24 protein-coding genes, 1 tRNA gene and 1 riboswitch are annotated in these 22,621 nt (G+C 59.3%); of the genes, 11 read left to right on the top strand and 14 right to left on the bottom strand.

Annotated elements, in window-relative coordinates:
* Positions 1 to 298 precede the first annotated feature (298 nt).
* Both CEW87_RS15030 and CEW87_RS22570 read left to right on the top strand, forming a co-directional pair.
* Complete coding sequence (locus tag CEW87_RS15030; protein WP_108974251.1) at positions 299 to 583, top strand: hypothetical protein; 285 nt, start codon at positions 299 to 301, stop codon at positions 581 to 583.
* Positions 584 to 842: 259 nt separating this feature from the next.
* Complete coding sequence (locus tag CEW87_RS22570; protein WP_108974249.1) at positions 843 to 1,040, top strand: c-type cytochrome; 198 nt, start codon at positions 843 to 845, stop codon at positions 1,038 to 1,040.
* A 145-nt stretch (positions 1,041 to 1,185) separates the two neighbouring features.
* Here the strand turns inward: CEW87_RS22570 and CEW87_RS15020 are convergent, their stop codons facing one another.
* Positions 1,186 to 2,277 carry an IS5 family transposase gene (locus tag CEW87_RS15020; RefSeq protein ID WP_108971474.1) on the bottom strand — a complete coding sequence of 364 codons (1,092 nt, stop codon included), beginning with the start codon at positions 2,275 to 2,277 and terminating at the stop codon, positions 1,186 to 1,188.
* Positions 2,278 to 2,377: 100 nt separating this feature from the next.
* Between CEW87_RS15020 and CEW87_RS15015 the strand changes: the two genes are divergently transcribed.
* Complete coding sequence (locus CEW87_RS15015; RefSeq protein ID WP_108974247.1) at positions 2,378 to 2,635, top strand: hypothetical protein; 258 nt, start codon at positions 2,378 to 2,380, stop codon at positions 2,633 to 2,635.
* 112 nt (positions 2,636 to 2,747) lie between these two features.
* Here the strand turns inward: CEW87_RS15015 and CEW87_RS15010 are convergent, their stop codons facing one another.
* The 5 genes from CEW87_RS15010 to CEW87_RS14990 form a co-directional block, all read right to left on the bottom strand.
* Positions 2,748 to 3,185, bottom strand: a complete 438-nt coding sequence (locus tag CEW87_RS15010) for a FlgO family outer membrane protein (protein ID WP_234421546.1) — start codon at positions 3,183 to 3,185, stop codon at positions 2,748 to 2,750.
* 128 nt (positions 3,186 to 3,313) lie between these two features.
* Complete coding sequence (locus CEW87_RS15005; protein ID WP_159098175.1) at positions 3,314 to 4,030, bottom strand: hypothetical protein; 717 nt, start codon at positions 4,028 to 4,030, stop codon at positions 3,314 to 3,316.
* A gap of 397 nt (positions 4,031 to 4,427) precedes the next feature.
* Positions 4,428 to 5,219 (bottom strand): DUF2182 domain-containing protein, encoded by a 792-nt coding sequence (locus CEW87_RS15000; RefSeq protein ID WP_108974243.1) that lies wholly within the window; start codon positions 5,217 to 5,219, stop codon positions 4,428 to 4,430.
* A complete protein-coding gene (locus CEW87_RS14995; RefSeq protein WP_108974241.1) occupies positions 5,207 to 5,821 on the bottom strand; it encodes a DUF1326 domain-containing protein in 615 nt (204 codons plus the stop codon). Before CEW87_RS14995 ends, CEW87_RS15000 begins: the two co-directional genes overlap by 13 nt.
* Positions 5,822 to 6,084: 263 nt before the next feature.
* A complete protein-coding gene (locus CEW87_RS14990; RefSeq protein ID WP_108974240.1) occupies positions 6,085 to 6,753 on the bottom strand; it encodes a trimeric intracellular cation channel family protein in 669 nt (222 codons plus the stop codon).
* 161 nt (positions 6,754 to 6,914) lie between these two features.
* Positions 6,915 to 7,009, bottom strand: a riboswitch (glycine riboswitch).
* A gap of 219 nt (positions 7,010 to 7,228) precedes the next feature.
* Here CEW87_RS14990 and CEW87_RS14985 point away from each other — a divergent pair.
* Both CEW87_RS14985 and CEW87_RS14980 read left to right on the top strand, forming a co-directional pair.
* Positions 7,229 to 8,263, top strand: a complete 1,035-nt coding sequence (locus CEW87_RS14985) for a DUF2157 domain-containing protein (protein WP_108974238.1) — start codon at positions 7,229 to 7,231, stop codon at positions 8,261 to 8,263.
* Positions 8,264 to 8,397: 134 nt separating this feature from the next.
* Complete coding sequence (locus CEW87_RS14980; protein WP_108974236.1) at positions 8,398 to 8,946, top strand: CYTH domain-containing protein; 549 nt, start codon at positions 8,398 to 8,400, stop codon at positions 8,944 to 8,946.
* 96 nt (positions 8,947 to 9,042) lie between these two features.
* Here the strand turns inward: CEW87_RS14980 and CEW87_RS14975 are convergent, their stop codons facing one another.
* A complete protein-coding gene (locus tag CEW87_RS14975) occupies positions 9,043 to 9,819 on the bottom strand; it encodes a DUF5602 domain-containing protein (protein WP_108974234.1) in 777 nt (258 codons plus the stop codon).
* 262 nt (positions 9,820 to 10,081) lie between these two features.
* On the opposite strand from CEW87_RS14975, the gene CEW87_RS14970 reads away from it, so the two are divergent.
* From CEW87_RS14970 to CEW87_RS14950, 5 genes are all read left to right on the top strand, one after another.
* Positions 10,082 to 10,657: a TetR/AcrR family transcriptional regulator gene (locus tag CEW87_RS14970; RefSeq protein WP_108974232.1), complete on the top strand. Its 576-nt coding sequence runs from the start codon at positions 10,082 to 10,084 to the stop codon at positions 10,655 to 10,657.
* 109 nt (positions 10,658 to 10,766) lie between these two features.
* Positions 10,767 to 11,501 (top strand): SDR family NAD(P)-dependent oxidoreductase, encoded by a 735-nt coding sequence (locus CEW87_RS14965; RefSeq protein WP_108974230.1) that lies wholly within the window; start codon positions 10,767 to 10,769, stop codon positions 11,499 to 11,501.
* A 22-nt stretch (positions 11,502 to 11,523) separates the two neighbouring features.
* Positions 11,524 to 12,114, top strand: coding sequence for a 2-hydroxychromene-2-carboxylate isomerase (locus tag CEW87_RS14960; protein ID WP_108974228.1), 591 nt, complete (start codon positions 11,524 to 11,526; stop codon positions 12,112 to 12,114).
* A 47-nt stretch (positions 12,115 to 12,161) separates the two neighbouring features.
* Positions 12,162 to 13,004, top strand: a complete 843-nt coding sequence (locus tag CEW87_RS14955) for an amidohydrolase family protein (RefSeq protein ID WP_108974227.1) — start codon at positions 12,162 to 12,164, stop codon at positions 13,002 to 13,004.
* Between the two features lie 378 nt (positions 13,005 to 13,382).
* Positions 13,383 to 15,593, top strand: coding sequence for an OsmC domain/YcaO domain-containing protein (locus CEW87_RS14950; RefSeq protein ID WP_108974225.1), 2,211 nt, complete (start codon positions 13,383 to 13,385; stop codon positions 15,591 to 15,593).
* Between the two features lie 581 nt (positions 15,594 to 16,174).
* Here CEW87_RS14950 and CEW87_RS14945 read toward each other — a convergent pair.
* From CEW87_RS14945 to CEW87_RS14915, 7 genes are all read right to left on the bottom strand, one after another.
* A complete protein-coding gene (locus tag CEW87_RS14945) occupies positions 16,175 to 17,014 on the bottom strand; it encodes a PEP-CTERM sorting domain-containing protein (RefSeq protein ID WP_108974223.1) in 840 nt (279 codons plus the stop codon).
* 748 nt (positions 17,015 to 17,762) lie between these two features.
* On the bottom strand, positions 17,763 to 18,182 hold the full coding sequence (locus tag CEW87_RS14940) for an OsmC family protein (protein ID WP_108974221.1): 420 nt from the start codon (positions 18,180 to 18,182) through the stop codon (positions 17,763 to 17,765).
* A 28-nt stretch (positions 18,183 to 18,210) separates the two neighbouring features.
* Positions 18,211 to 18,624: a rhodanese-like domain-containing protein gene (locus tag CEW87_RS14935; RefSeq protein WP_234421545.1), complete on the bottom strand. Its 414-nt coding sequence runs from the start codon at positions 18,622 to 18,624 to the stop codon at positions 18,211 to 18,213.
* A gap of 7 nt (positions 18,625 to 18,631) precedes the next feature.
* A complete protein-coding gene (locus tag CEW87_RS14930) occupies positions 18,632 to 18,868 on the bottom strand; it encodes a thioredoxin family protein (protein WP_108974219.1) in 237 nt (78 codons plus the stop codon).
* Between the two features lie 10 nt (positions 18,869 to 18,878).
* A complete protein-coding gene (locus tag CEW87_RS14925; RefSeq protein ID WP_108974217.1) occupies positions 18,879 to 19,916 on the bottom strand; it encodes a permease in 1,038 nt (345 codons plus the stop codon).
* Between the two features lie 592 nt (positions 19,917 to 20,508).
* Positions 20,509 to 20,584 (bottom strand) — tRNA-Thr (locus CEW87_RS14920).
* An 86-nt stretch (positions 20,585 to 20,670) separates the two neighbouring features.
* Positions 20,671 to 21,837 carry an HD-GYP domain-containing protein gene (locus CEW87_RS14915; RefSeq protein ID WP_159098174.1) on the bottom strand — a complete coding sequence of 389 codons (1,167 nt, stop codon included), beginning with the start codon at positions 21,835 to 21,837 and terminating at the stop codon, positions 20,671 to 20,673.
* A 426-nt stretch (positions 21,838 to 22,263) separates the two neighbouring features.
* Here CEW87_RS14915 and uraH point away from each other — a divergent pair, with 426 nt between their 5' ends.
* Positions 22,264 to 22,614, top strand: a complete 351-nt coding sequence (uraH, locus tag CEW87_RS14910; protein WP_108974212.1) for a hydroxyisourate hydrolase — start codon at positions 22,264 to 22,266, stop codon at positions 22,612 to 22,614.
* Positions 22,615 to 22,621 lie beyond the last annotated feature (7 nt).

Below are 22,621 nucleotides of genomic sequence, written 5' to 3'. Positions count from 1 at the left end.
CCGCCAGGCGTCCATTCCATCGCCCCGAGCGCCCCCCTTCTGCCGCCGGATGCCGGCCAGAACACGGCTCATCCGGCGCAATCCTGATGGTCGAATGCCTGTGCCTGCTCGCGCACGGCGTTCAGCCCGCCGGTCTGCCTCCGGACTCAGCCTGCGCCTCTGCCACGACACCCACGGCGCCCGGCTTAGCAGGCGTCGCAGCGGGGCACCAATAGTCCGGCGCAAGCGCACCGGAAAGCGCATGATGAACCACTGAGACCCGGGGCCCACCCACCATGGCACCGGAAAGCGAGGAGCCATGACGAACAGAATTTCGATCCCTGCATCCGAAGTCCAGCCCGAGGACCACATCTACGATGGTCCGGGTACCAACCCCCACCCCACGTTTGCGTGGGAGACCATCACCCGCGTCAATCAGGTCGATGGACTGATCGTGCTGACCATCGGCCGCTTCGACCCACCCAACAACGAGTTCTGGTTCGAACCCGACGAAACCGTCACCGTCATCCGCTACCCCAAGGCAGAACCCGAACCGCCTGCAGCAAAGCCCGACCACAAGCACGGCCACGGTCACAGGCATTAAGCCCGGCCTTTTCCGCCTGACACCAGAAAAGCCTCACCCAGCCGCTAGCCGATCTGCCCCAAAAATACCGCAGCAGCGGTATGGAATTCATCGGCCACATTCCCTATCGTCGAAGTGTCGGACGCTGCATTCCGCGGCGCTCGACATCGCGGGGAGGATGAACGCATTCATCGGATTATTCTTTCAACACACAATCACCGATGCCTCCCCCGCGCAACCAGGATCTCTTCGAGATGCTGGACAACGAGGAGGGTAAACGGTGACTCAATTCATTAGCGCAAAGAAAATTGCGAAGTCATACGGCGTCGGGCTCATTGCTGTGTTGACGCTCGGGGTCGGCAACGTCATGGCCGAAGAAGAAACCATTGGAGCTGACGAATACCGCATGTCCTGTCTTTCGTGCCACGGCGTGGGCGGACGGGGCGATGGCCCTCTGGCGAAGTTTCTAACAGGATGATGCAAAAACCGGCGATTCCGCGTCAGCATTGAGGTTCAGGTCGAATTTCATCGTGACATCGTTTTCCGAAATAGCTTTCTCGCCACTTTCGAATAGCCTTCGTGGCCGCAACGGCGGCCGCGAAGGCTATTTTGTGCGCCTGCACTCATGCCTTTACCTCCGTAACGCTCAATTTCGCGATTCGGAGCAGGTTGTATGCAGCGCCGGAAATAAAGGCCGCCATCTGGGTCTTCGCCTGGCCGATGAAGCGGGTTTTTCTCAACCCGCCGACCGTTTTCAACCAGCCGAATATTTCCTCAACGCGCTTTCGCTTTCGCTGGCTGACCCGGTAGCCCTCGGTCCGGGTGGTTCGCCCATCCAGTCCAGGTGTCTTCCGACCCTTGATGCGTGCAATGTGCGGACGGATCTGATGCTCGCGCAGATGCTCGACGAACGCCTTCACGTGATAGCCCTTGTCCGCACCCAGTGTCTCGGGGTGAATGTGCCTGCGTCGCGCTCGCGTGAGCAACTGCCGGGCCGCACGGTGCTCGGCCTGAATCGATTCGGTGATGAGGATATCGACGCACAACCCGTTGCGATTTTCCATGAGCACATGTCCGCCGTAGCTGAGTTTGGCCGGCTGGCCGTTGCCCTTTCTCATGAGGCGGGACTCGGGGTCCGTTGTGCTTTGATGCGTGGCGTTCGAGCGCTTCTCGCCCTTGAAGTCGACCATCCCCGTGCCATCATCACCGTCATTGGGCGGGGTCCCGTCCTTGCGTTTGAAGCTCTTGAACGAGGCCCAGGCGTCGATCAGCGTGCCGTCTACCGTGAAATGGTCCGAGGACAGCAGATTCTGCTTCCGGGCCAGATTGACGACCTCGTCGAAGAAGCGTCGGGCTACGTCAGTGGCGACCAGGCGCTCACGCAGACGGCTGAAATTCGATTGGTCCAGCGTCGGACTCTCGAGATCCATGTCGAGGAACCAGCGGAACAGGATGTTGTAGTCGAGTTGTTCGCAGAACTGCCGGTCGGAGCGAACCGAATACAGCGCGATCAGCAATTGCGCCTTGAGCAGACGCTCTGGCGGAATCGACGGACGGCCGACCGACGAGTAAAGCGCATCCAATTCCGCGCAAATCAAACCAAGGGCTCGATCCGCCAAACGCTTCACCCGTCGCAGCGGATGATCGGCAGGCACACGCGATTCCGGCGAGAAATAATGGAACATCGAGGACTGGGGGTCGAGTTGGCCGCGCATCGTTGCAGTACAAGGAGTTTGGAGATGGTTCTATGACAAGCAGCTTGATGGATCGTTCACTGACTTTTGCATCACCCTGCTAACGCCAAAGCCTTCGGACTTGACGGCCATCGCGAGGAACAGCACCGCTCAGTATCCAACGCTTAAGGCCGGCGAATTTCCTTTCCTGAGAATCTTCCAGGTCATCGACGGCAGAGCGGCCATCGAAGTGCATGGCGATAGAGCGATGCCCGTGTGGGGCAATCGCTACCTGATGGACCAACCCAGCAGCCCCCGCGCCTATGCCGGCGAATACGAGAAAGTGATCCGCGGCAGAATCCTGGAACTGGTCTACTACATCCAGTCCATCCAGCAGTAACTTGCGGCAGACCGCGCTCGTTGAGGCGCTCCTGAAACAAGAAATCCGCAGCAAACCTGAGCGCTGTCAGTGCGCCCGGACTTGCTGCGGACTTGCGTTTACAGCGGCCAGACTAGCGCGCAGTGCGCAGCATCGCCTTCGTGTTGGCATCAATCGGAAGAGCATAGTCGTGCACAGCGAGCGCAACGTTCGTGCTGGGCTCAATCACTTTCAGGTTGACGAAAATGAAGTCGCTGCTCTCGCCATACGTACCGACGATCACGGCCTGGGCGTCATGTGACTTTGCGATATCGCGGATTTCACGCGTCAGCATCATCTCGCCCTGGTCCCGCAACATGTAAACATTGTTGCGGAACTTCATCTCCACCATTTTGTGCCCAGCCTGCGAGAAGCGCGCCGATACGTGCTCCGAGACGAGACGGCCAAGCGTCGAAGAACGCTCGAGCGCATCGATACTGACCACCGTCGCAATGATCATTGGCTGATCGGGCGAAAGCTTGCCCTGCAATTGCCCCAGAAGCGCTTCAGCCGCCCGGTAGTTGGCCGGCACGAACGGATTGTTTGCGGCTTCTTCGTAGGTTGCAGTCTTTCGCGCAACCGAACTTTCGGTCGAACAGCCCGCAATTGCCAGACTCAACACCGCAACACACGCAGCCTTGAGAAATGTGTGTTGCACCATCATTCAGCCCCCTTCACTTCAAAGGTCTTCAACCGGGCTGCACCATCGCTGCCAGCGCCGTACAGCGAACTGTGCGCGCCGTGATCATCCTCAGCGATGTAATAGACGCTGGTCGTGCGTGCAAGGTACTGATTCGCGTTGGAAACGCTCGCGCTGACAATGATCTCGGTCCGCGGCGCCGCGCCGGAGGACACCTCTGACCTGAACCAAGTCATTGCATCGATGGCGGCCAGGCCGAGCATCGCACCAGCGCCCGGCGAGGTGTTGATCACGACATCATGAATAGCCCAGAGACCGGCACCAAGCGTTGTCGCGGTACCGGCATACTGGTGACGGGGCCGCTCTGCCGAGAACTTCACGGCCTGCGTATCCACCTCGACCAGCAGAGCACCGTCCGGGTACTTCATCACTGCATAACCGGCATTGGTCAGCGAAGTCGTCAGTTGGCCAGAGAACGCCTGTTCGAACGGTGTGCTCTTTGCGGGCACCTTCACATAGACCTTTGCCTTCTCAGGAAGACGGGCGGTCAGCTGGTTCGCGACGTCCTGCGCGATCGTCGTCCAATGCCCAGCAGTTCTCAGCTGGAGTTGCTTGGTCGTCGGAAAGTTGCTCGATATCGGAGCTTCGGAATACGGTGTGGCGCACCCTGTCATCAGCGCGGCCACGGCAAAAAGGCCGACCAACTGCTTATTCATCTTCTCGTTTCTCCTGAACATGGGATAGCGCAGGCGCCCTGACTGGCACGGTAAGTAACCATTCACATCGCTTGCATGTGCTGTGACCTTGCCAAGCAATGCCAAATTCAATCAATTTGGCTATGTCATAGCGATTTGAAACCTACCAGAAACGTATCATTGGTTCAAACAATATTATGCAAATAACACATTGACTTTCTAACAGCATATTGATATGGGCTTCATGACAGTCGCGATTGAGAGCACGATCACAAGCCGACGAAAATCGACCCACTCACTGACCTATCCGGACTGAAATGGCGGTTCCATCGGCACATGAACGCCACCCTGTCAGGCGCCTGGAGACATCTCGACTGTTCTGAGCGCGACAGGCACACCGCCTAAGCGACACATCACTGCACTGTGGAAAGCTTGCGAACTAGATCCTCGTGAGCAGGAACAATCCTGCCAGGATCAGTGCGGCACTCGAGGCGCGCGTAAGCATGCGGGCGCCGGGGAACACCTTCTCGACGAAGACGAAGGCGGCGATCAGGGCGACCCAGACGAGATTCATGACGCCGGCCACGAAGAGCAGCAGCATCAGCGCCCAGCAACAGCCGACGCACCAGGCGCCGTGTTCGAGCCCCATTCTGAACGCACCGCCCGTCCCGTCACGCCAACGCGTCATGAAGAACTGGAGCGGGTTGCGGCACTTGCCGAGGCAGGCCTCCTTGAACGGTGTAAGTTGATAGACCCCGGCTGCAATTAAGGCCACGGCGCCAAGCCCGGCGCTCGCCGTTGCCATCTCAGGCGTAAGCAGCGACGCATATTCAAGCCCCGCCTGCAGCAGCGTGGCCGCGACGCTGAACAGCGCCCACATCAGCAGATAGCCGGCGGCAAAGACCCACACGCCCGGCAGGATCTTGCCAACTGCACCGTTCTTTCGAACCAGGGTGCCGTACATGAGGATGGTGGGGGCTGCGCTGGGAAGCATCATGCCGGCCATCATCACCGTCCACATCACAAAGGTGAGAAGCAGCGCAGTGGCATCCGTCGCGCGCGGCATGCTCGCCATTGCCATGCCTGCGTGATCCATTCCCGCCGCGCTGTGCCACAGGTAGAGCCACGACAGCAACACCACCGCGCCAAGCCCGAGCATGGCGAGCCAGCGATCCTTGCGCAGAACCGCCTCGATACCGCCGCCGTGACGGGCAGCGCTCAAGCTGTCCATGCGAAGGGTGCAAAGTGGGCGTTGCGCGTGCCGCTGGTATCCGACCAGTTGATCCCGAACACGTTGAAGATGGAGCGTGTCGCCTTGGCCAGCGCCAGCCGGCTGCTGACCGGATGCACGGTGTTCTCAAGGAAGAGCGGCTCGTCCGGACGCACGCCGCTGGCGACCCCTTCGCAAGCCTGGTCGACCAGCTCACCAGCCTTGACGGCAAAGTTCATGCCATCGACGTCGAAAGTAACCGGCCGTCGCTCGACCCCCGCCATGCTGCCGACCAGGGGCGCAAGGTTTGCCATCGGCCCGCCGGCGGCGCCGGTTGCGATGGCGCTGATTGCCTCCACCTGCGCGTCCGACGCACTCTCATCGACAATCAGGCCCACCACCATGTTGCCCTCCGCCATCGCGTGGGGCGAATGCAGCATCACGACGAAGGACAGCCCGTCGAGCTTGAGCCCGTCCTTCTCCCCCTTGGTGATGTGCATCGCAATGGCGGCCTTGCAGTCGCCTTCAGTGGGCTGCGCGGTCAGGTTCGACGCTGCGCAGGGGCACAGATAGGTACAGTTGCATGTCTCCATGTACTGCCCTTCGATCTGCCAGTTTGCCATGATGTCCTCCTTTGCAGGTTTGGGTTATCAAGCGGCAATTGACAGCCAGAAAGTCAGCCTGCAGGCTCGACCGGCCATACCAGATTCAGTGTGAAAGATGCAGCAATGCCCTGTTGCCCAAACGCTTACGATGAGCCTGGAACCTGCTCGAGCTTCAGCAAATTTGCTGAAAGTTCATCGAACACACACTACTGAGGCTAGTTTGCGAAAGGTGCGGGGTCAAGGCGGCCATATCCCCGCAGGCATTCAGAAACGCGCCCGCACTAGTCCCAGCGCTGCTGGTAGGAGAAGGTCGGCAGGCGCCAGCTGAACTGGATCGCAAGCATGCGGAACATGAATCCGCCAACGAAACAGATCGCGGTATTGAGATCGGAATCGAGCCCGGCTGCGCGCAGCACGAGGAACAAGGCGCACACAGTGAGCGAAACGCTCGCATAGAGCTCGCGCCGGAACACGACCGGCACCTGGTTGCACAGCACGTCGCGCAGAATGCCGCCGCAGATCCCGGTCAGCATCCCTGACATCACAACGACGACGATCGGATAATCCAGGTTGAGGGCGACGTTGCAACCAATGAGCGAGAAGGCAATCAGGCCCATCGCATCGAAGATCAGGAAGGCGCGCTTCATGCGATGGATGTACGGCGCGATCAGGGTCGTGAGCAGCCCCGCCGAGATCACCAGATAGACGTACGCAGGGTGTTGCGTCCAGCCAATCGGGTAATTGCCCAGCACCACGTCGCGGATGGTGCCGCCGCCGAGCGCGGTCACGAAGGCAATCACGGCAACACCGAATATGTCCATGTTGCGACGGCCTGCAGCAAGTGCGCCAGACATGGCTTCGGCGGCGATGGCAATCAGATAGATGAAAAGCAGAAGGTCTACCTTTTGCGCAGCCAGGGGCTGGAAAAGGTTTGCAAGGCTCTGGTACATCAGGGGGCGACTCCGTTGGAAGACGAATCACGCACGCGTGCGTGGTCCGTTGCGCCTCTCCCCCTGTCCTTTTACCTGAGAGTTTCAGCCCTTTTCAGGGCCAGCCCCTTCGGTGAGACGAAAGCCACCGGGGTGACTCTCGACTGCTCTCCAGTCGGCGAATGATCTCTGCGGTTCCGTATGCCTGAGCGATTATGGGAGCTTGCGCCTTCGGCGGAGACTGCATGTTCGCAGCTCTCTCTCCCGCAGAAGGCGTGGATTATCGTGACACCTCACACTGCGTGTCAATCTCAGTCCGCATGCTCCGGCAGCGCCCCCAGGCAAACGGGCATACGCGCGTTCCTTGCGCAGCACCGAAAGTGACCGATGCGGGCACGCTCCATGAATGGAATGCGCGCGGCCCGACGGCTCGAAGAATCAGGCCCATGTATGACAAACTAGTGCGCAATGACGTTTTTGTCTTCCGGGAGTCAGCATGGAATTGAACCGGGGCCTCCTCAAGGATGCGACCACGAAGGGCCTGATTACCGAGCAGCAGGCAGACCAGCTCTGGACCTTCCTGCTAGCCCAGGGCAGCAATACCCCGAGTTTTCGCGCCACCCACATCCTTTACTACCTTGGCGGACTGATCGCGATCGGTGCGATGAGCCTGTTCATGAACATCGGCTGGGAGCGCTTCGGTGGATGGGGCCTGTTCTTCATCGCACTGGCCTATGCCGGCGCAGGCCTGTGGCTCACCGAATCCTTCCTCAAGCGCCACCGCCTGCCGATCCCCGCCGGCATCACGGCGACCTTTGCTGTCGCCCTTACGCCCCTGGCGGTCTATGGACTGCAATCCGCCCTCGGCTTCTGGGCTGATGGCCGCGTCTTCCGCGAATACCATACGCACATCGACTGGCGCTGGATGCTCATGGAGTTCGCCACCCTGGCGAGCGGAGTGATCATGCTATGGCGCTATCGCCTGCCCTTCCTCGTCATGCCGGTTGCCGTCACGCTCTGGTACATGAGCATGGACCTCGCCCCCTTCCTCGCGGCCGACGCCGACCACGGATGGGCGTTGCGCAAACTGGTTTCGCTCTGGTTTGGCCTGTTCATGGTCCTGCTCGCGTTCTGGGTGGACGTACGAACCCGGCACGTCAGGGACTACGCCTTCTGGCTCTATCTGTTTGGCGTCATCGCGTTCTGGGGCGGGCTGTCGTCGATGAATTCCGACAGCGAGCTCAGCAAATTCATCTACCTGTGCATCAACCTGATCATGATCGCCGTCGGCGCAGCCCTCTCGCGCAGGGTCTTTGCCGTGTTCGGCGGACTGGGCGCGGCGGGTTACCTCGCACACCTGGCAAACGAAGTGTTCAAGGACAGCATGCTGTTTCCGGTCGTCCTCACCCTCATCGGTCTCGCCGTCGTTTATCTGGGCATCGTCTGGCAGCGCCACGAAAGCGCAATCAGCAATCGCCTGCGCGCCCTGCTACCCGCACCGGTCCGGGAACTGGTCGAACGCCGCAACTGACGGGTACATGGTTTGCACAGGCACGCCCCCGGCGCAAAAAAAACCGGGGGAGCGCTTCTCTGATCAAGGTCAATTTTGCCACTCCGCCATCTGCTAGAATCCATTTACTCAAAAGCAAAAGCGGCAGCCCCCAAATGGCAATCGAGATTGAACGCAAGTTCCTCGTGCGCGACATCAGGTTCTTGCAGGATGCTCAGGGCGAAAACATCGTTCAGGGCTATGTCGCCAAAGAGCAAGGAGCAATGAGCACGCGTGTCAGGATTCGCGCAGACCATGCCTTTCTGACCATCAAGGGACCACGCTCCGGGATCACCCGTGACGAGTTTGAGTACCCCATTCCCATCGCTGATGCCGTTCGGATGCTTTCGGCGCACTGCAACGATCGCATCATTCGCAAAACACGCTACCTGATTCATTTCCATACCCAGACCTTCGAGGTGGATGTCTTCGAGGGCAAGCATGCCGGGCTCGTCGTAGCAGAGATCGAACTACCGCACGAGGGCACGCCGATCGTGCTGCCCCACTGGATCGACAAAGAGGTCACCGCCGACCCGCGTTTCGGTAATTTCCGGCTTGCACAGACTCAACAGATTCCAGAGAACGTCGATCTCCACCACTGGCCAGGCCCTCTCCACGACACAGGCTGCGCTGCCAACATGACCGGCCTGAAGCTCAGAGCCTGAAGAAGCCCCCCTAAAGAAAGCCCCAGCGCTACGGCGCAGCAGATCATGGCCCGAGCACCGGACTGCGCTGACTCGCCGTGCACGCGGGGGGGCGCCTCAGCGAAGCTCCTCCAGCGAGACCTCATACGCCTGACGTGCTTCGTCAAACGCAACCCGATACGAAGACGGATAGGCACCGGGCCAGGAATACTTCGCCGGCCGTGACACCGGCAGCGAAACCGACGGTTTCGATTTCAGATACGCCAGCGAGACCATCGGCTCGATGAAGGTCAGCCGTTTGTTGTAATAGCCGTAGATGAACGCCGTGTTGAATGGCTGCTGCTGAAACTCCCCGCCTGCCGGGTTGACCGCATGCACGCCCATCTTCGACTTCGCCGTTCCCGGCGGCAGCACGTAACCTGTCGCCATCAGCTCTGCGGGCGGTTGCTGGTCCGGGGCACCGGACGCATCCGGGCTCGAAAACACAACCTTCTCCACCGCCTCGCGATCCACCACGTAGAAATGGAAGTCAAAGTGCGGCACGTCGTACACCTTCGACGGTGCATGACCGGCCGCCTCCCAGTTCACCACCACGTGATCGACAACGGTCTTCGGTCCGGTCGCCGGCATTGGCAGCTCGTAGGGAAAATCAGAATGCTCGCCCGGTGCTGCTGCCGGTAACCCCTCGAGCGCAGCCGCCGTCATCACCACGCCGATCGACGTCACCGCACCGTCCGCGCCGGTACGGACCATGGCGTATGCCTCACCCTTGCCAATCGTCACCGCCGGCCCGACGTAACTGCCCGCTTGCCCGAATGCCGGCCGCACGCCCAATGCCGACACTACGGCGAATGCAATGAGCACCCCCGGAAATAGTTCGCTTGTCCGCTTCATGATGTCCCCCAATCGAGGTAACCAAGCAGGTCAGGAGCACGCACACTCGTCGCGCCCCCCTGCATCTCAATCTAGCTGATCGCAGGCGGAGTGCAATGACGGCTGCGGAGCTTGAACTGCCGCACGGCAGCACGAAGTCGTGCGGCCCCCCACCGTTGATCCGGCGCCCCTGCCCGCGGAAAGTCAGACGCCCACGCCCCGGTCGGGAACCGAAGATCACCCGGCGTTTGACATTCTGGACCGCACGTTCCACTATTAATCCATGGCTCGTACGATCGAATTCAATCCAGCAACGGCGCGAAACAGCGCGCTGATTCTGTTCTGGCGCAAGGGCTACCAGGCAACGTCGCTGGCCGATCTGCTCGAAACCATGGCAATCAGCCGCAGCAGCTTCTACGCCACGTTTGTGGATAAGCGCAGCCTGTTTCTGGCCTGTCTGGACCTGTTTGCCCAGCGCTCGATCGACATGATTAACCGGTCGCGAAGCGAGCTGCCGCCGCTCGAAGCGCTGCAAGGTTTCTTTGTGCGCAACTTCCTTGGCACTGGAAGCGACAGATCGCAATGGGGCTGCATGCTGGTGAACACCGTTCTGGAACTGGCCGACGTAGACGACGAACTCAGCGCCCGCGCAAGCACGCATCTCGATGCGGTCAAGGCCGCGTTTGAAGGCTGTCTGATCGACGCGCACTGTGCGCCCGGGCACGCTTCGGAACTGGCTGACCTCCTGATGCTGCTCAACGAAGGGGTGCGCGTGTCCAGCCGTCGGAATCTCCCGCGGGATCAGATCACCGCGGCAATAGACACCACCTTTCGCCTGATACGGCGCGACCTCGGTTGAAACGGCCCACGAACAACGATTGCCCCGTCAAAGGGCAGCGCAGTGCGTGCCGCGTGCCTTCAGGTGAAACGCACGCTTCGATGCATGACACACGGAACGGAGCCCAGCCATGAACCCACACCCCACACCCACCGAGGTCTGCCTGGTCGTCGGCGCAGGCGATGCCACCGGCGGAGCGATCGCGAGACGCTTCGCACGAGAAGGCCTGCATGTGGTGGCAAGTCGCAGGCGCGGGGACCTCTCCCGGCTTGTGGCAGACATCGAAGCCGCCGGCGGCAGCGCAACCGCGGTGCACTCGGACGCGCGCGATGAGGATGCGGTCAGGGCGCTGGTGGCAAAGGCCGAACAGATCGGCCCGATCACGGCCTGCATCTTCAACGTCGGCGGCAATGTGCGGTTCCCGATCGCGGAAACAAGCGCTCAGGTATATCGCAAGGTCTGGGAGATGTGCGCCTTCGCGGCATTTCTGGTCGGACGCGAGGTCGTCGAACCCATGCGAAAACGCGGTCAGGGCACCCTCCTCTTCACCGGCGCCTCGGCCAGTCTGCGCGGAAACACCGGGTTCGCCGCCTTCGCCGGGGGCAAGCATGCCTTGCGCGCGCTCGCACAAAGCATGGCGCGGGAACTCGGTCCCGAGGGCGTACATGTCGCCCATATCATCATCGATGGCCTGATCGACAACCCGTCGACGAAGGCACTCTTCCCCGACATGTTCGAGGCCCGCATGCCGGACGGCATCCTCCGTCCCGACGATATCGCCGAGGCCTATTGGCAACTGCACAGGCAGCCACGCAGCGCATGGACCTTCGAAATGGACCTGCGTCCCTATAAAGAACAATGGTGACCCCGATCACAGGAGACAGATCATGAGCAAATCCTTCGATTTCTATTTCGACTTCGCCTCACCCTTTGGCTTTCTCGGCAGCCGCAAGGTCTCCGCCCTGGCCAAAGCCATCGGGCGGGACGTGAACTGGCGCCCGTTCCTGATCGGCGCGGTTTACAAGGCACACGGCGGCCTGCCGCTCGACCATCCGCTGAAGAAGGACTACGTCTTCAAGGACTTCTTCAGGCGCGCAAAACTGGACGGCATTGCCGAGGTCAGGGTGCCAGCCAACTTCCCCGCCAACCCAATCCCGCCGTCGCGCCTCGCCTACTGGGTTGAACGCGAAGCCCCGGAAAAGATGGGTGCCTTCGTCGAGGCCGCCTACCGGGCCTACTGGATCGACGGCAAGGACACCTCCGACGCAAACGTCGCGCTGGATGTCGCTGCAAGCCTCGGATTCGACCGCGACGCGGCTGCAGCCGGCGCGCAAGAGCAGGACATCAAGGATCGCCTGAGGCACGAAACCGAGAATGCCCTTGCGCGCGGCGTGTTCGGCTCGCCCTTCATCCTGATCGACGGCGAACCGTTCTGGGGCACCGACCGTTTCGACGATATCGAACGTCTCTATGCTTGAGACGGAGCCAGCGTGAACGACGCCACCATTACGAACGAGAGGTCATCATGAAGCGGACTCGTTGCCTGGGTTTTCTGCTGGTCTGTTCCGTATTCGGAGTCACGGCCCCAACATGTGGCGCCGGCACTGCCCAAGCCGTCCTCCCTGTTTTTGATGCCCATCTGCACTACAACTGGGAGCCGGTGCCACATCTGCCGCTCGAAGGCGTGCTGGCCCTGTTCCGCGAAAACAAGGTCACAGGCATCCTCGCTACCAGTCGCCCCAATGACGGGACGCGTGCGCTGTATGAGGCACAGTCAAAAGACCTGTGGGTGGTGCCATTCATTCGTCCCTACCGCACACGCCCTGACATCCAGACATGGATGAGCGACCCGCAGACCGAAGAACTGATCGCCACCGAATTCAAGCGCGGCTATTACCGCGGCATCGGCGAATTTCACCTCACCGGCCGTGCCGCTGAAGCACCTCAGGTCAAAAAGACCGTCGACTTCGCGGTGAAGCACACTCTCTATCTGCACGCCCACGCCGACGACGAAGCGCTCGAGATTCTTTACCGCCACAGCCCGGAGGCGCAGATCATCTGGGCGCACACGGGTTTTTCCACCGATCCGGCCAAGGTCGAAGCCTATCTTCAACGTTATCCCAAGCTGTGGTGCGAACTGTCCTACCGCTACGGGATCACCGAAGGTGGGACACTTACGCCCGAATGGCGGCGCCTGTTTGAAAAGTATCCGGAGCGCTTCCTGATCGGCTCCGATACGTGGGTAAACGAACGCTGGGACAACTACGGCAGCATCATGCATACCTACCGGGAATGGTTGAAGCAGTTGCCCGACGAGGTGGCGGAAAAAATCGCCTTCCGTAATGCCGAGCGACTTTTCGGGCGATAAATTCGCCTGGCCTGCACGCCGTATCTGTCTGTTGGCGGCGCCTCCGCTTTAACTTCGATAGTTGTCTTTGGGCCACTTCGAAAGCGAACCTCATTAACGGGCCGGAAGTGTGAGCCGCCAGACGGAGGCGCAACTGAACGCCCCTCAGACGCCTTATGCACTTGCAGATCAGGGCTTTGTCGGATGCGCCTTGCTGCAATCCCGGTCAGACCTCGCTTTGTAGCGTGCCAGAACTCAGACACCTTCGTCACGGCGGTGCATGCGGTCGTCGCCACCAGGACCCGGCCCCTCGAACTGCCGGAGACACGCGGTTTTTCCACAGGGAAAGCGGCGATAATGGCGGCCAATTCGCTTTGCACGCTATTTCAGGATTCCCACATGGAAATTAAGGTCAATTTTCTCGACAAGCTTCGTCTTGAAGCTAAGTTCGATGACTTCACGGTGCTAGCCGACCAGCCTATCCGCTATAAGGGCGATGGCTCGGCGCCTGGTCCGTTCGACTACTTTCTGGCTTCATCGGCTTTGTGCGCGGCTTACTTTGTGAAGTTGTACTGCGAAACCCGCAGTATTCCTACAGAAAACATCCGCCTGTCGCAGAACAATATTGTTGATCCGGAAAACCGCTACAAGCAGATCATAAAGATTCAGATAGAGTTGCCCGCGGATATCTCCGCCAAAGACAGGCAGGGCATTCTGCGCTCCATCGACCGTTGCACGGTTAAGAAGGTGGTGCAAAACGGGCCTGAGTTCGTGATTGAAGAGGTGGAAAATCTGGATGCCGACGCCCAGGCCCTGCTGACGCTTAACCTGGATTCGGAAGCAAGCACCTATATTGCCGGAAAGGATCTGCCGCTGGAGCGAACCATCGCAGAGATGTCAGGGGTTTTGGCGGACCTGGGCATCAAGATCGAAATCGCTTCGTGGCGAAATCTTGTTCCCAACGTGTGGTCGCTGCATATCCGCGATGCGCACTCACCGATGTGCTTTACCAATGGCAAGGGCGCAAGCAAGGAAAGCGCGCTGGCATCGGCGCTGGGCGAATTTATCGAGCGACTGAATTGCAATCATTTCTACAACGACCAGTTTTGGGGAGAGCACATTGCCAACGCGGCGTTTGTGCATTACCCGAATGAGCGCTGGTTTAAACCTGGCCCTAAAGATGCACTGCCGGTAGAAATTCTCGACGAATACTGCCTGCAGATCTACGACCCCGATGGCGAATTGCGTGGCTCGCATTTATACGATACCAACTCCGGCAATATTCAGCGCGGCATCTGTTCGCTGCCATATGTGCGGCAGTCGGACGGCGCGGTGGTCTATTTCCCATCCAACCTGATCGACAACCTGTTCCTCAGCAATGGCATGAGTGCCGGTAATACGTTGGCGGAAGCGCAGGTTCAATGCCTGTCGGAGATTTTCGAGCGCGCGGTAAAGCGTGAAATTCTGGAAGGTGAGCTTGCGCTGCCCGATGTGCCACACGACGTGCTGGCGAAGTATCCCGGCATCCTGGCCGGCATTGAGGAGCTGGAAAAACAGGGGTTTCCGGTGCTGGTGAAGGATGCGTCGCTGGGCGGGGCGTTTCCAGTGATGTGTGTCACCTTGATGAACCCGCGTACGGCCGGGGTGTTTGCCTCGTTTGGGGCGCACCCGAGCTTCGAGGTGGCGCTGGAACGCAGCCTTACCGAGTTGCTGCAGGGGCGCAGCTTTGAAGGCCTGAACGATTTGCCTCAGCCCACCTTTGAAAGTAACGCCGTAACTGAGCCGAATAACTTTGTTGAACACTTCATCGACTCCAGCGGCGTGGTGTCGTGGCGCTTTTTCAGTGCCAAAGCCGACTACGACTTTGTCGAGTGGGACTTTTCTGGCCACGGTGAAAACTCCAATGCCGACGAAGCTGCAACCTTGTTCGGCATTCTCGAAGACATGGGCAAAGAAGTGTACATGGCGGTGTATGACCAACTCGGCGCAACGGCCTGCCGCATCCTGGTACCGGGGTATTCGGAAGTCTATCCGGTGGAAGACCTGATCTGGGATAACACCAACAAAGCGCTGTTATTCCGCGCCGACATCCTGAACTTGCATCAACTGGACGATGCCAGCCTCGAAGCGCTGCTTGAACGTCTGGAAGACAGTGAACTCGATGATTACACCGACATCATTACATTGATCGGCATCGAGTTCGACGAAAACACGGATTGGGGACAGCTCACGATCCTGGAGCTGAAGCTGCTGATTCATCTAGCCTTGCAGCAATTTGAAGCCGCGAAGGAGCGCCTCGAAGCCTTCCTGCAATACAACGAGAATACGGTCGAGCGCGTATTGTTCTACCAGGCCTTGAATGTGGTGCTGGAAGTGCTGCTGGACGACGACCTTGAACTGGACGATTACGAAGTCAATTTCCGCCGCATGTTTGGCAACTCACGTATGGACGCGGCGATGGGGACAGTGGACGGCAGCGTGCGCTTCTACGGCTTGACGCCAACGAGCATGAAACTCGAAGGGCTTGACAGGCACCAGCGCCTGATCGACAGCTACAGGAAACTGCACATGGCCCGGGCCAAAGTGGCAGCTTTGGCCAGTCAGACTTAGAGCCTCAACTGGATCAACCACAAGCGTGACCGGGTAGCTCCCTGAGTAAATTGGGCACCCGTCACGTGCAGGTTCAACGTCCGCGGCCGCTTGCCCCGACCAGTCAGGGAGCCCTCCCACGCTGATGCCGAAAGCGCCCAGTGAGCAGCAATAGCAACTGAATGGCTCCAGCTGGTGCCTTGCAGCCCGAGGTCGGCAAAGGCCGGTCACGCGCCTTTACCGCCAGAAACTGCCAGCATTTCGACCAGAACGGCCATTCGTATGCCCGTGCGCACAGTCGGCACCATGCCGGCAAGCCGCCACACACTCGTAATCAGGGGTCAGCTTCTCAGGCTACTGAACGAGTCATTTCGACCCAAGACGGCAGTTGCCGGACTCTTCATGGATCGATCGACTCTGCCCCATGTGATTCTCACGGCCTTGCTATGGGCGCACCTCAGGTCGTGGGCAACACACCGTTACCCTACGCCTCCCTTGAGGGCCTCCTGCGGGTATATGCCTTGGTGATTGGTGGGCCTTGGTGCCACGCCACCTGCGCCGAGGGCATCACGTGGATGCGCGCGAGCTCAGTTGCAAATCCGTTACCGTTTCCGGCTTACCTGCGGGACGGAAATCAAATGCATCAGCAGGAGCGCCAGCGCAAGCAGGACGAGCGTAGCCGGCTCGGGGACCGTCTGGTCGCTGACTGAACTGGGACCGAAGTTGTCTCTACCGGAACTTTGCAGATCGTAACGAATTCTCCAACTTTGGGTGCCAAGCGCACTGTAATCGTCGAAGGTATTTATGCCGCTGGTCGCGAATGTTTCGCCCTGGACCGTTTCATTGACCCAATTAGTGCGGAAGTTGCTTTCGTAGCCAGAATAGAATACGCCGCCGTAGTCCGAGTAAACGTTCACATACCGGCTCAAGTTGGGATCATACAGCGCGACTTCCATCTGAATCATGAACTGAAGGCTGTCGATTGCAGAATCCTTGCTTCCGATAAGCGCATAATTGTAAGAGAACCCTGACAGAACGCCCGTGAAAGATACATTCGCGAACATGTCAGCCGAGCCAGACGCGAAGTCCGCAGAGACGCCCGGGTTTGGGTTGGTCAAGGAATAGTTGAAGCTGGAGGATCCGTTCGAGATGTCGAACTCCCCACTCACTTGCGATGGGCCAAGTACTCCCGCGCCGCGGTAGCCGTTATTTCGGTCAAGGTAATAATATTGCGTCGTGTTCACACCGCTGACGCGCTCCGTCAGACTGGAGAAAAGGCCGCTCGAATAGCCGTATCGTGGCGTGAGCGTGGCGTTCGTACTGATCGACAGGCCGATTTCGCCTTGTGCCAAGACGGTAGCGCTGGCTTGCTCATGAACGCCCCAAGTCATAACGAATGCAAGGCTTAATACGATGCTTCGACGGAAAATGCGCTGCAACATAGTTGCTCCCTCCCTCGTTGAGGTTTTCTACACCTTCAATGCCTTGTTATCTACCTTTTTACATAGGCAGCCAACTCACACGGTTTGGTCTGCTACGTGATCGGCCGCGCACAAGAAACTGAAAGCATAATCTAAAAGTAAGCAAATTGAAGGCACGCAAGATTCCTGCCGCATTCACTATAACCACTGATTTTATTCACTTTTTTCAGGTTCATGGCAAATCAGTGAGCGCAAGCGTAAAAAAAACCGACACTGCATTCTCCGTGCGTCGCAGCGACGCTGATGCGCTTCCTGTTCCGGCAATAGCGCCGCATGCACCCTACGTCAAATTGCATATAACGCCACCCCGCATCCGCACGCAGCGAAAACTGTGGCGATAATCCGGTCATGTCAAGATTTCGTCCCCTGCCAGACAGTGCGCCGCCACAGAGGGTCGTGAAAGTGATTCGTGACTACAACGCCGGGTGGATCAAAGAGGTCAAAGTTCACCGATTTCTAAATACTCCGGCAACCTCCGTTTTGGGTCGAAGATTCGCGTTCGGCTGACAGGAAAGATGTCGCTTGTGGCCCAGCAGGGTTGAACAACAGGTAACCGACGTATTTCCGCCCGATGGAGTTCGGTGAAGCTTTGAGGACCAACAGAAAGTCAGGCCGAATCAATCGACTCTGCCCCCTTTGATTCCCTGCCCCCTTATGATTCCTGAAAACGAACGAATTCCGTGATGAATGGCCGACACCATGGACTGGTTCATTGTCGATGCATGACACCAGACAAATCCGTGCCGGGTGCCACTGTATTGAACACAGTGCCGTACTTCCTGACATTTTCATGGAGCAGCTCGATGCGTCGGTCTGATTCATCGGTATCCACAATGATTTCGTAGCGAATACTCTCCATCTTTGGCGGCACATCCTGGCGCACGCCATCCACGAGCACTTCCACGCCTCTCAGCTCAAACTTGAGCATCGGCACCACCCGCTCAATGCCCTTTATCATGCACGCCGAGAGCGCAGCCAACAGCAGCTCGGCAGGGTTGAAGGCGTCGGTGCGTCCGGCGAGATCGGTATCCAGCGCGATTGATGCGGATTTGCACTGAGCCTCGCTGCCGTGAGTGTCATTTCGCCTTGCTCGGACGGCGAATTGCATTTTCTGGGGGGCGTTTTCCATATCTTTCTCCAACGTAACGGAATTCAGTTCAACAGCATTTTTCGGAAGGTGGTGACGGAGCGCAGCAGGCCGAATTGCTGGCCAGCGATGACGTATCACCCCGCACCGGAAAGCCCTTGCGCACCCACTTCTTGACACCGTCTTCCATGTTGGCGACCTTGTCGTATCCATGATTTATCAAAAAGCAGGTCGCTTTCAAACTGCGTTCGCCAGTGGAGCACGCCAGAATCAACGCCTGATCGCGCGGCAACTCCATGAATCGCTGCACAAATTCGCTCATCGGCATGGCGATGACCTTGGGTACGTCAAATGCCAGTGCGGCAATTTCCGCTGGCTCGCGCACATCGACCAGCAAAGCGCCTTCCTCCGTTACCTTGCGCAGGGTCAGGGTGGGGCAGTATTGGCGTGCGTTGTCGAGCGTTCTCTGATCGCCTGTCATCATGGGCGCCTCATGCACTCAACCATTGCTCGATCTTGTCGCGGGACGGAATACCGCCCGCGTGAACGACCTTCCCGTTGATCACCACGCCCGGCGTGCTCATCACACCGTAACTCATGATGTCCTTGAGTTCTTCGACTTTTTGCAGCGATACCGGAATGCCTTTCGCCTGGGCGACCTGATCGATCAGCGCGATGGTGGTCTTGCAGTTGGCACATCCTGTACCCAGAACCTTGATGTCTTTCATCTCAATCTCCTTATAGAACCCAGTTGAATACATAACCCACGATCAGAATGCCGGTGGCGACGACGCCGATGAACGTCGCTATCAGCCTGATTTTCAGTACCTTGCGCAGAATGACCATCTCCGGCAGCGACAAGGCAATCACACTCATCATGAAGGCCAGCACCGTACCCAGTGCCGCCCCCTTGGCCAGCAGGGCTTGAACGATGGGAATCACGCCAGCGGCGTTGGTGTACATCGGTACGCCGATCACCACGGCCAGCGGCACCGACCACCACGCTTCCTTACCCATGAAGCTGGCCATGAAGTCTTCCGGTACATAACCGTGAATGCCTGCCCCGATGGCAATGCCCGCCAGAATGTAGGGCCAGACCCTGCCGACGATGTCACGCACACTCTGAAAACCGGCATCGATACGCTCACTCAGGCTCATTGCAGCGGCTGAGAACTGCGCGTTGGTCTTGGGCATGTTGCGCACCCAGTCTTCCAGGTGTGCTTCCATCTTCAATCGTCCGATGATCCAGCCAGACACAATGGCCACCGACAGGCCAAGCCCCAGGTACAGCATCGCCACTTTCCAGCCAAACATGCCAAACAGCAGCGTCAATGCCACCTCATTGACCATCGGAGCAGCAATCAGGAAAGAGAACGTCACCCCCAGAGGAACACCTGCCTGCACAAAGCCAATGAAGAGCGGCACCGCCGAGCAGGAGCAGAACGGCGTGACGATGCCCAGCGAAGCAGCCATCACGTTGGCTAGCCCTTCGCTTCGGCCGGCCAGTAAGGCGCGGGTGCGCTCTGGCGTGAAATAGCTGTTGATCATGCCCATGACGAACACAATGCCCGTCAGAAGGAGCAGCACCTTGGGCGTGTCGTAGAAGAAGAATTGCAGTGCGCCGCCAAGATGGCTCTCTCGCGCCACTGGCAGAGCGGCAACCACTCCTTCCGAGAGCGGAATCAGTGTTTGGTACAGCCCCCACCAAAGCAAGGCCGCCAGTGGCAGAAATGTCCGAGGGCTGCGTTGCGACCAACGCATGGCGAGGGCGGTCATGTTTCATCTCCAATGTTGCTGTCCGGCGATAGCAGATTGCTCGCACTGAACGGTCAACAAAGAAGACGAACGAGGTGCTAAAAGGATTCAGCTTGAAGCACACGGAACGTGGCAGCACACGCGCCCTGCCTCATCGAAACGGGCTGGCAGTTGCCACAATGCGGTCCCGAGACCGCCGTCCGGCGAACTGCCAGGCGGATCAAGGGGGTCAGAGTACATCGACCTCTGAATAGTCCGGCAACTTCCGTTTTGGGTCGAAACCAGTAGCCAGGCCAACTGAAGGTCTATCGTTCAATATCCCTGGGCGCTATGGAACAGCTGTCAGTAGCGCCCTGTCGCTAGACCCGCGCGAGCTGACTGCCCGCTTCGGACAAGGTGTTGTCAGTCATCACCGAACCAGTCATTCCATGAAGAGTGCGGCAGAGGTGCCAGGCCGTACAACCCGAAAGAAGACATGCACGGCTGGCACACAACCTGCCACGAAGCGCAATTTCCAACACCGAAAACACGTGGATCTTCGACGAACCGGATGTCTACACGGCGTCTGAAAATGAACAAGGGCTTAGAGGAAAACCTCTAAGCCCTTGATTTTTGGTGCTGCTGACCGGAATCGAACTGGTGACCTACTGATTACGAATCAGTTGCTCTACCAACTGAGCTACAGCAGCGAAGAGCGCGGAATATACAACAGCTCGCGGCTGTGTTCAAGCCTTTGAGGCCGCAAAAGCGTACTCCCTGACATTCGTGCCCCGTTTTACATCAGTTTGGTGCTGGCGGATGCCTGCTGATAGCCCCAGATCGACTGCCAGTCGTAGGGCGGGAGGCGGGGCTGGTCGTCGTGGGCGTAGCCCTGGATGCGGCAGTCGCGCGGGCCGATGCGGCGCGGACGCGGTACGTGCTGCGGGCGGCCGCTGGGGTCGAGGAAGGCGAGCACTTCGCGCGGAGTACCGTCGGCTTCGGCGGTGCGGCGGCTGATGATGCCCATTTCGCCGTTGGAAAGGCGCACCACGCTGCCCGGCGGGAAGCTGCCGAGGCGACCCATTAGCAGACGCGCCAGGATGTGGTCGAGGCGGTCGAGGTCGGGGCCGAACACGTGCTGCAGCAGACGCTGCGGGTCGCGGGCCTGGTGCAGGCTCCAGAACAGCGGGCCACGGCGCTTACGTTCGCGCAGACGCGCGGCGAGCACGTCGGCCACATGCAGCATGCGGCCCTGCAGCGAGACTTCGGTTCGAACGAGCCCGAGCGGATAGCCGCTGCCGTCAAAGCTTTCGTGGTGCTGCATGACGGCAGTGCGCCAGGTTTCGGGGATGCCATCGATGCGGTGGAGCAACTGCGCGGCCAGCGCCGGGTGGGCGTCGATGGCAGCGCGGGCTTCCGGGTCGGGCTGGCCGACGTGAGCGAACATGCGGTCGTGCAGACGCATGCTGCCAAGATTCATGGTGAGGGCTGCGCCGATCAGTTCGATGCTTTCCTGCCGGGTGAAGCCGTGCGCTGCGGCGAGCTCGGCCGCGAAGAGTGCGGCAAGGATGGCGTGGCAGACGCTCGGGCGGTCGTACTGCTCCATTCTTGCGAAGCCGATGCAGGCGTCGGGGTCGATCATCCAGGTCGCGTAGGTTTCGCTCGCAAGCGACAGAAATTCTCCGGCGGTAACCTGCTGACCGCTGATGATGAGCTCGTCGAGCATCGCCAGTGCGGTGCCGATATCGCGCAGAACCTTGAGCGGCTCGGCATCGGACACGCGCTCGGCTTGCGACGCACGACAATACAGGCGGCGTTCGCTCGGGCCGACGCTCATCGATGGGCTGATCTCCACCCCTTCACGCAGCAGCAGCGTGCCGCGCACGTCAAATAGATCGCAGGGCGAGGGTTTCCCGACCAATCCGGGAGCGAGTGTCACCGGGCGCAGTATCGAGTCAGCCATCGCAAACCTCCGTTTGATGCCGGCAGACCACAAACGGCCTGCATTCGGACAGAACATTGCGAGTTTCGTGCCAGGGCTACGGTGCGCATTCGATATGGATGAATACCCGGCAAACCATCGTGCAAGCGCTTGTTTTTACGCACATTCATCACACACCGGCACACGCCCTGCCCTCTTCGGCGCGCTGGCCGTCTGCGGCAGCGCCGGCAACATCTGCCGCTTTTTGCCGGCACTGCCCTGCGTTGAGCTGCTGCGTGCAAGTCCGCTGCTTGAAGCCAACCCTTTAAGTAGCAGTGTTTCCAGCGCTGCCACACGTTTCGGTCTGCGACATTTGCTGCAGCGCATATCGCTTATTGCAATTTTCGGGTTTCGCCGCGCGCCAGCCCCCTTAAACTCCGGGTAACGAAGGCTTCAGGAGATTTCGACATGGGACGACTCACCACGCACGTGCTCGACACGGCAAACGGCAAGCCCGGCAAGGGCATTGCGGTCGCGGTTTACCGCCTCGACGGCGAGCGCCGCGAAGTGGCCCGTGCCGTTACCAACCACGACGGTCGCTGCGATCAGCCACTGCTGGAAGGCCCCGCGCTGGAAGCCGGCCGCTACGAGATCGTGTTTGGCGCCGGCGACTACTTCCGCGCTTTCGACAACACACTGCCGGAGCCCCCTTTCGTTGATGAGGTGGTACTGCGCTTCGGTGTCGCCGACCCGGCCGCGCACTACCACGTTCCGCTCCTGGTCTCGCCGTGGAGCTACTCGACCTACCGCGGCAGCTGACCCGGCG

The organism is Parazoarcus communis (genome assembly GCF_003111665.1).
Taxonomy (GTDB): Bacteria; Pseudomonadota; Gammaproteobacteria; order Burkholderiales; family Rhodocyclaceae; genus Parazoarcus; species Parazoarcus communis_B.
Note: the sequence above shows the minus strand (reverse complement) of the source record. Positions and strands in the feature narration are given on the sequence as shown.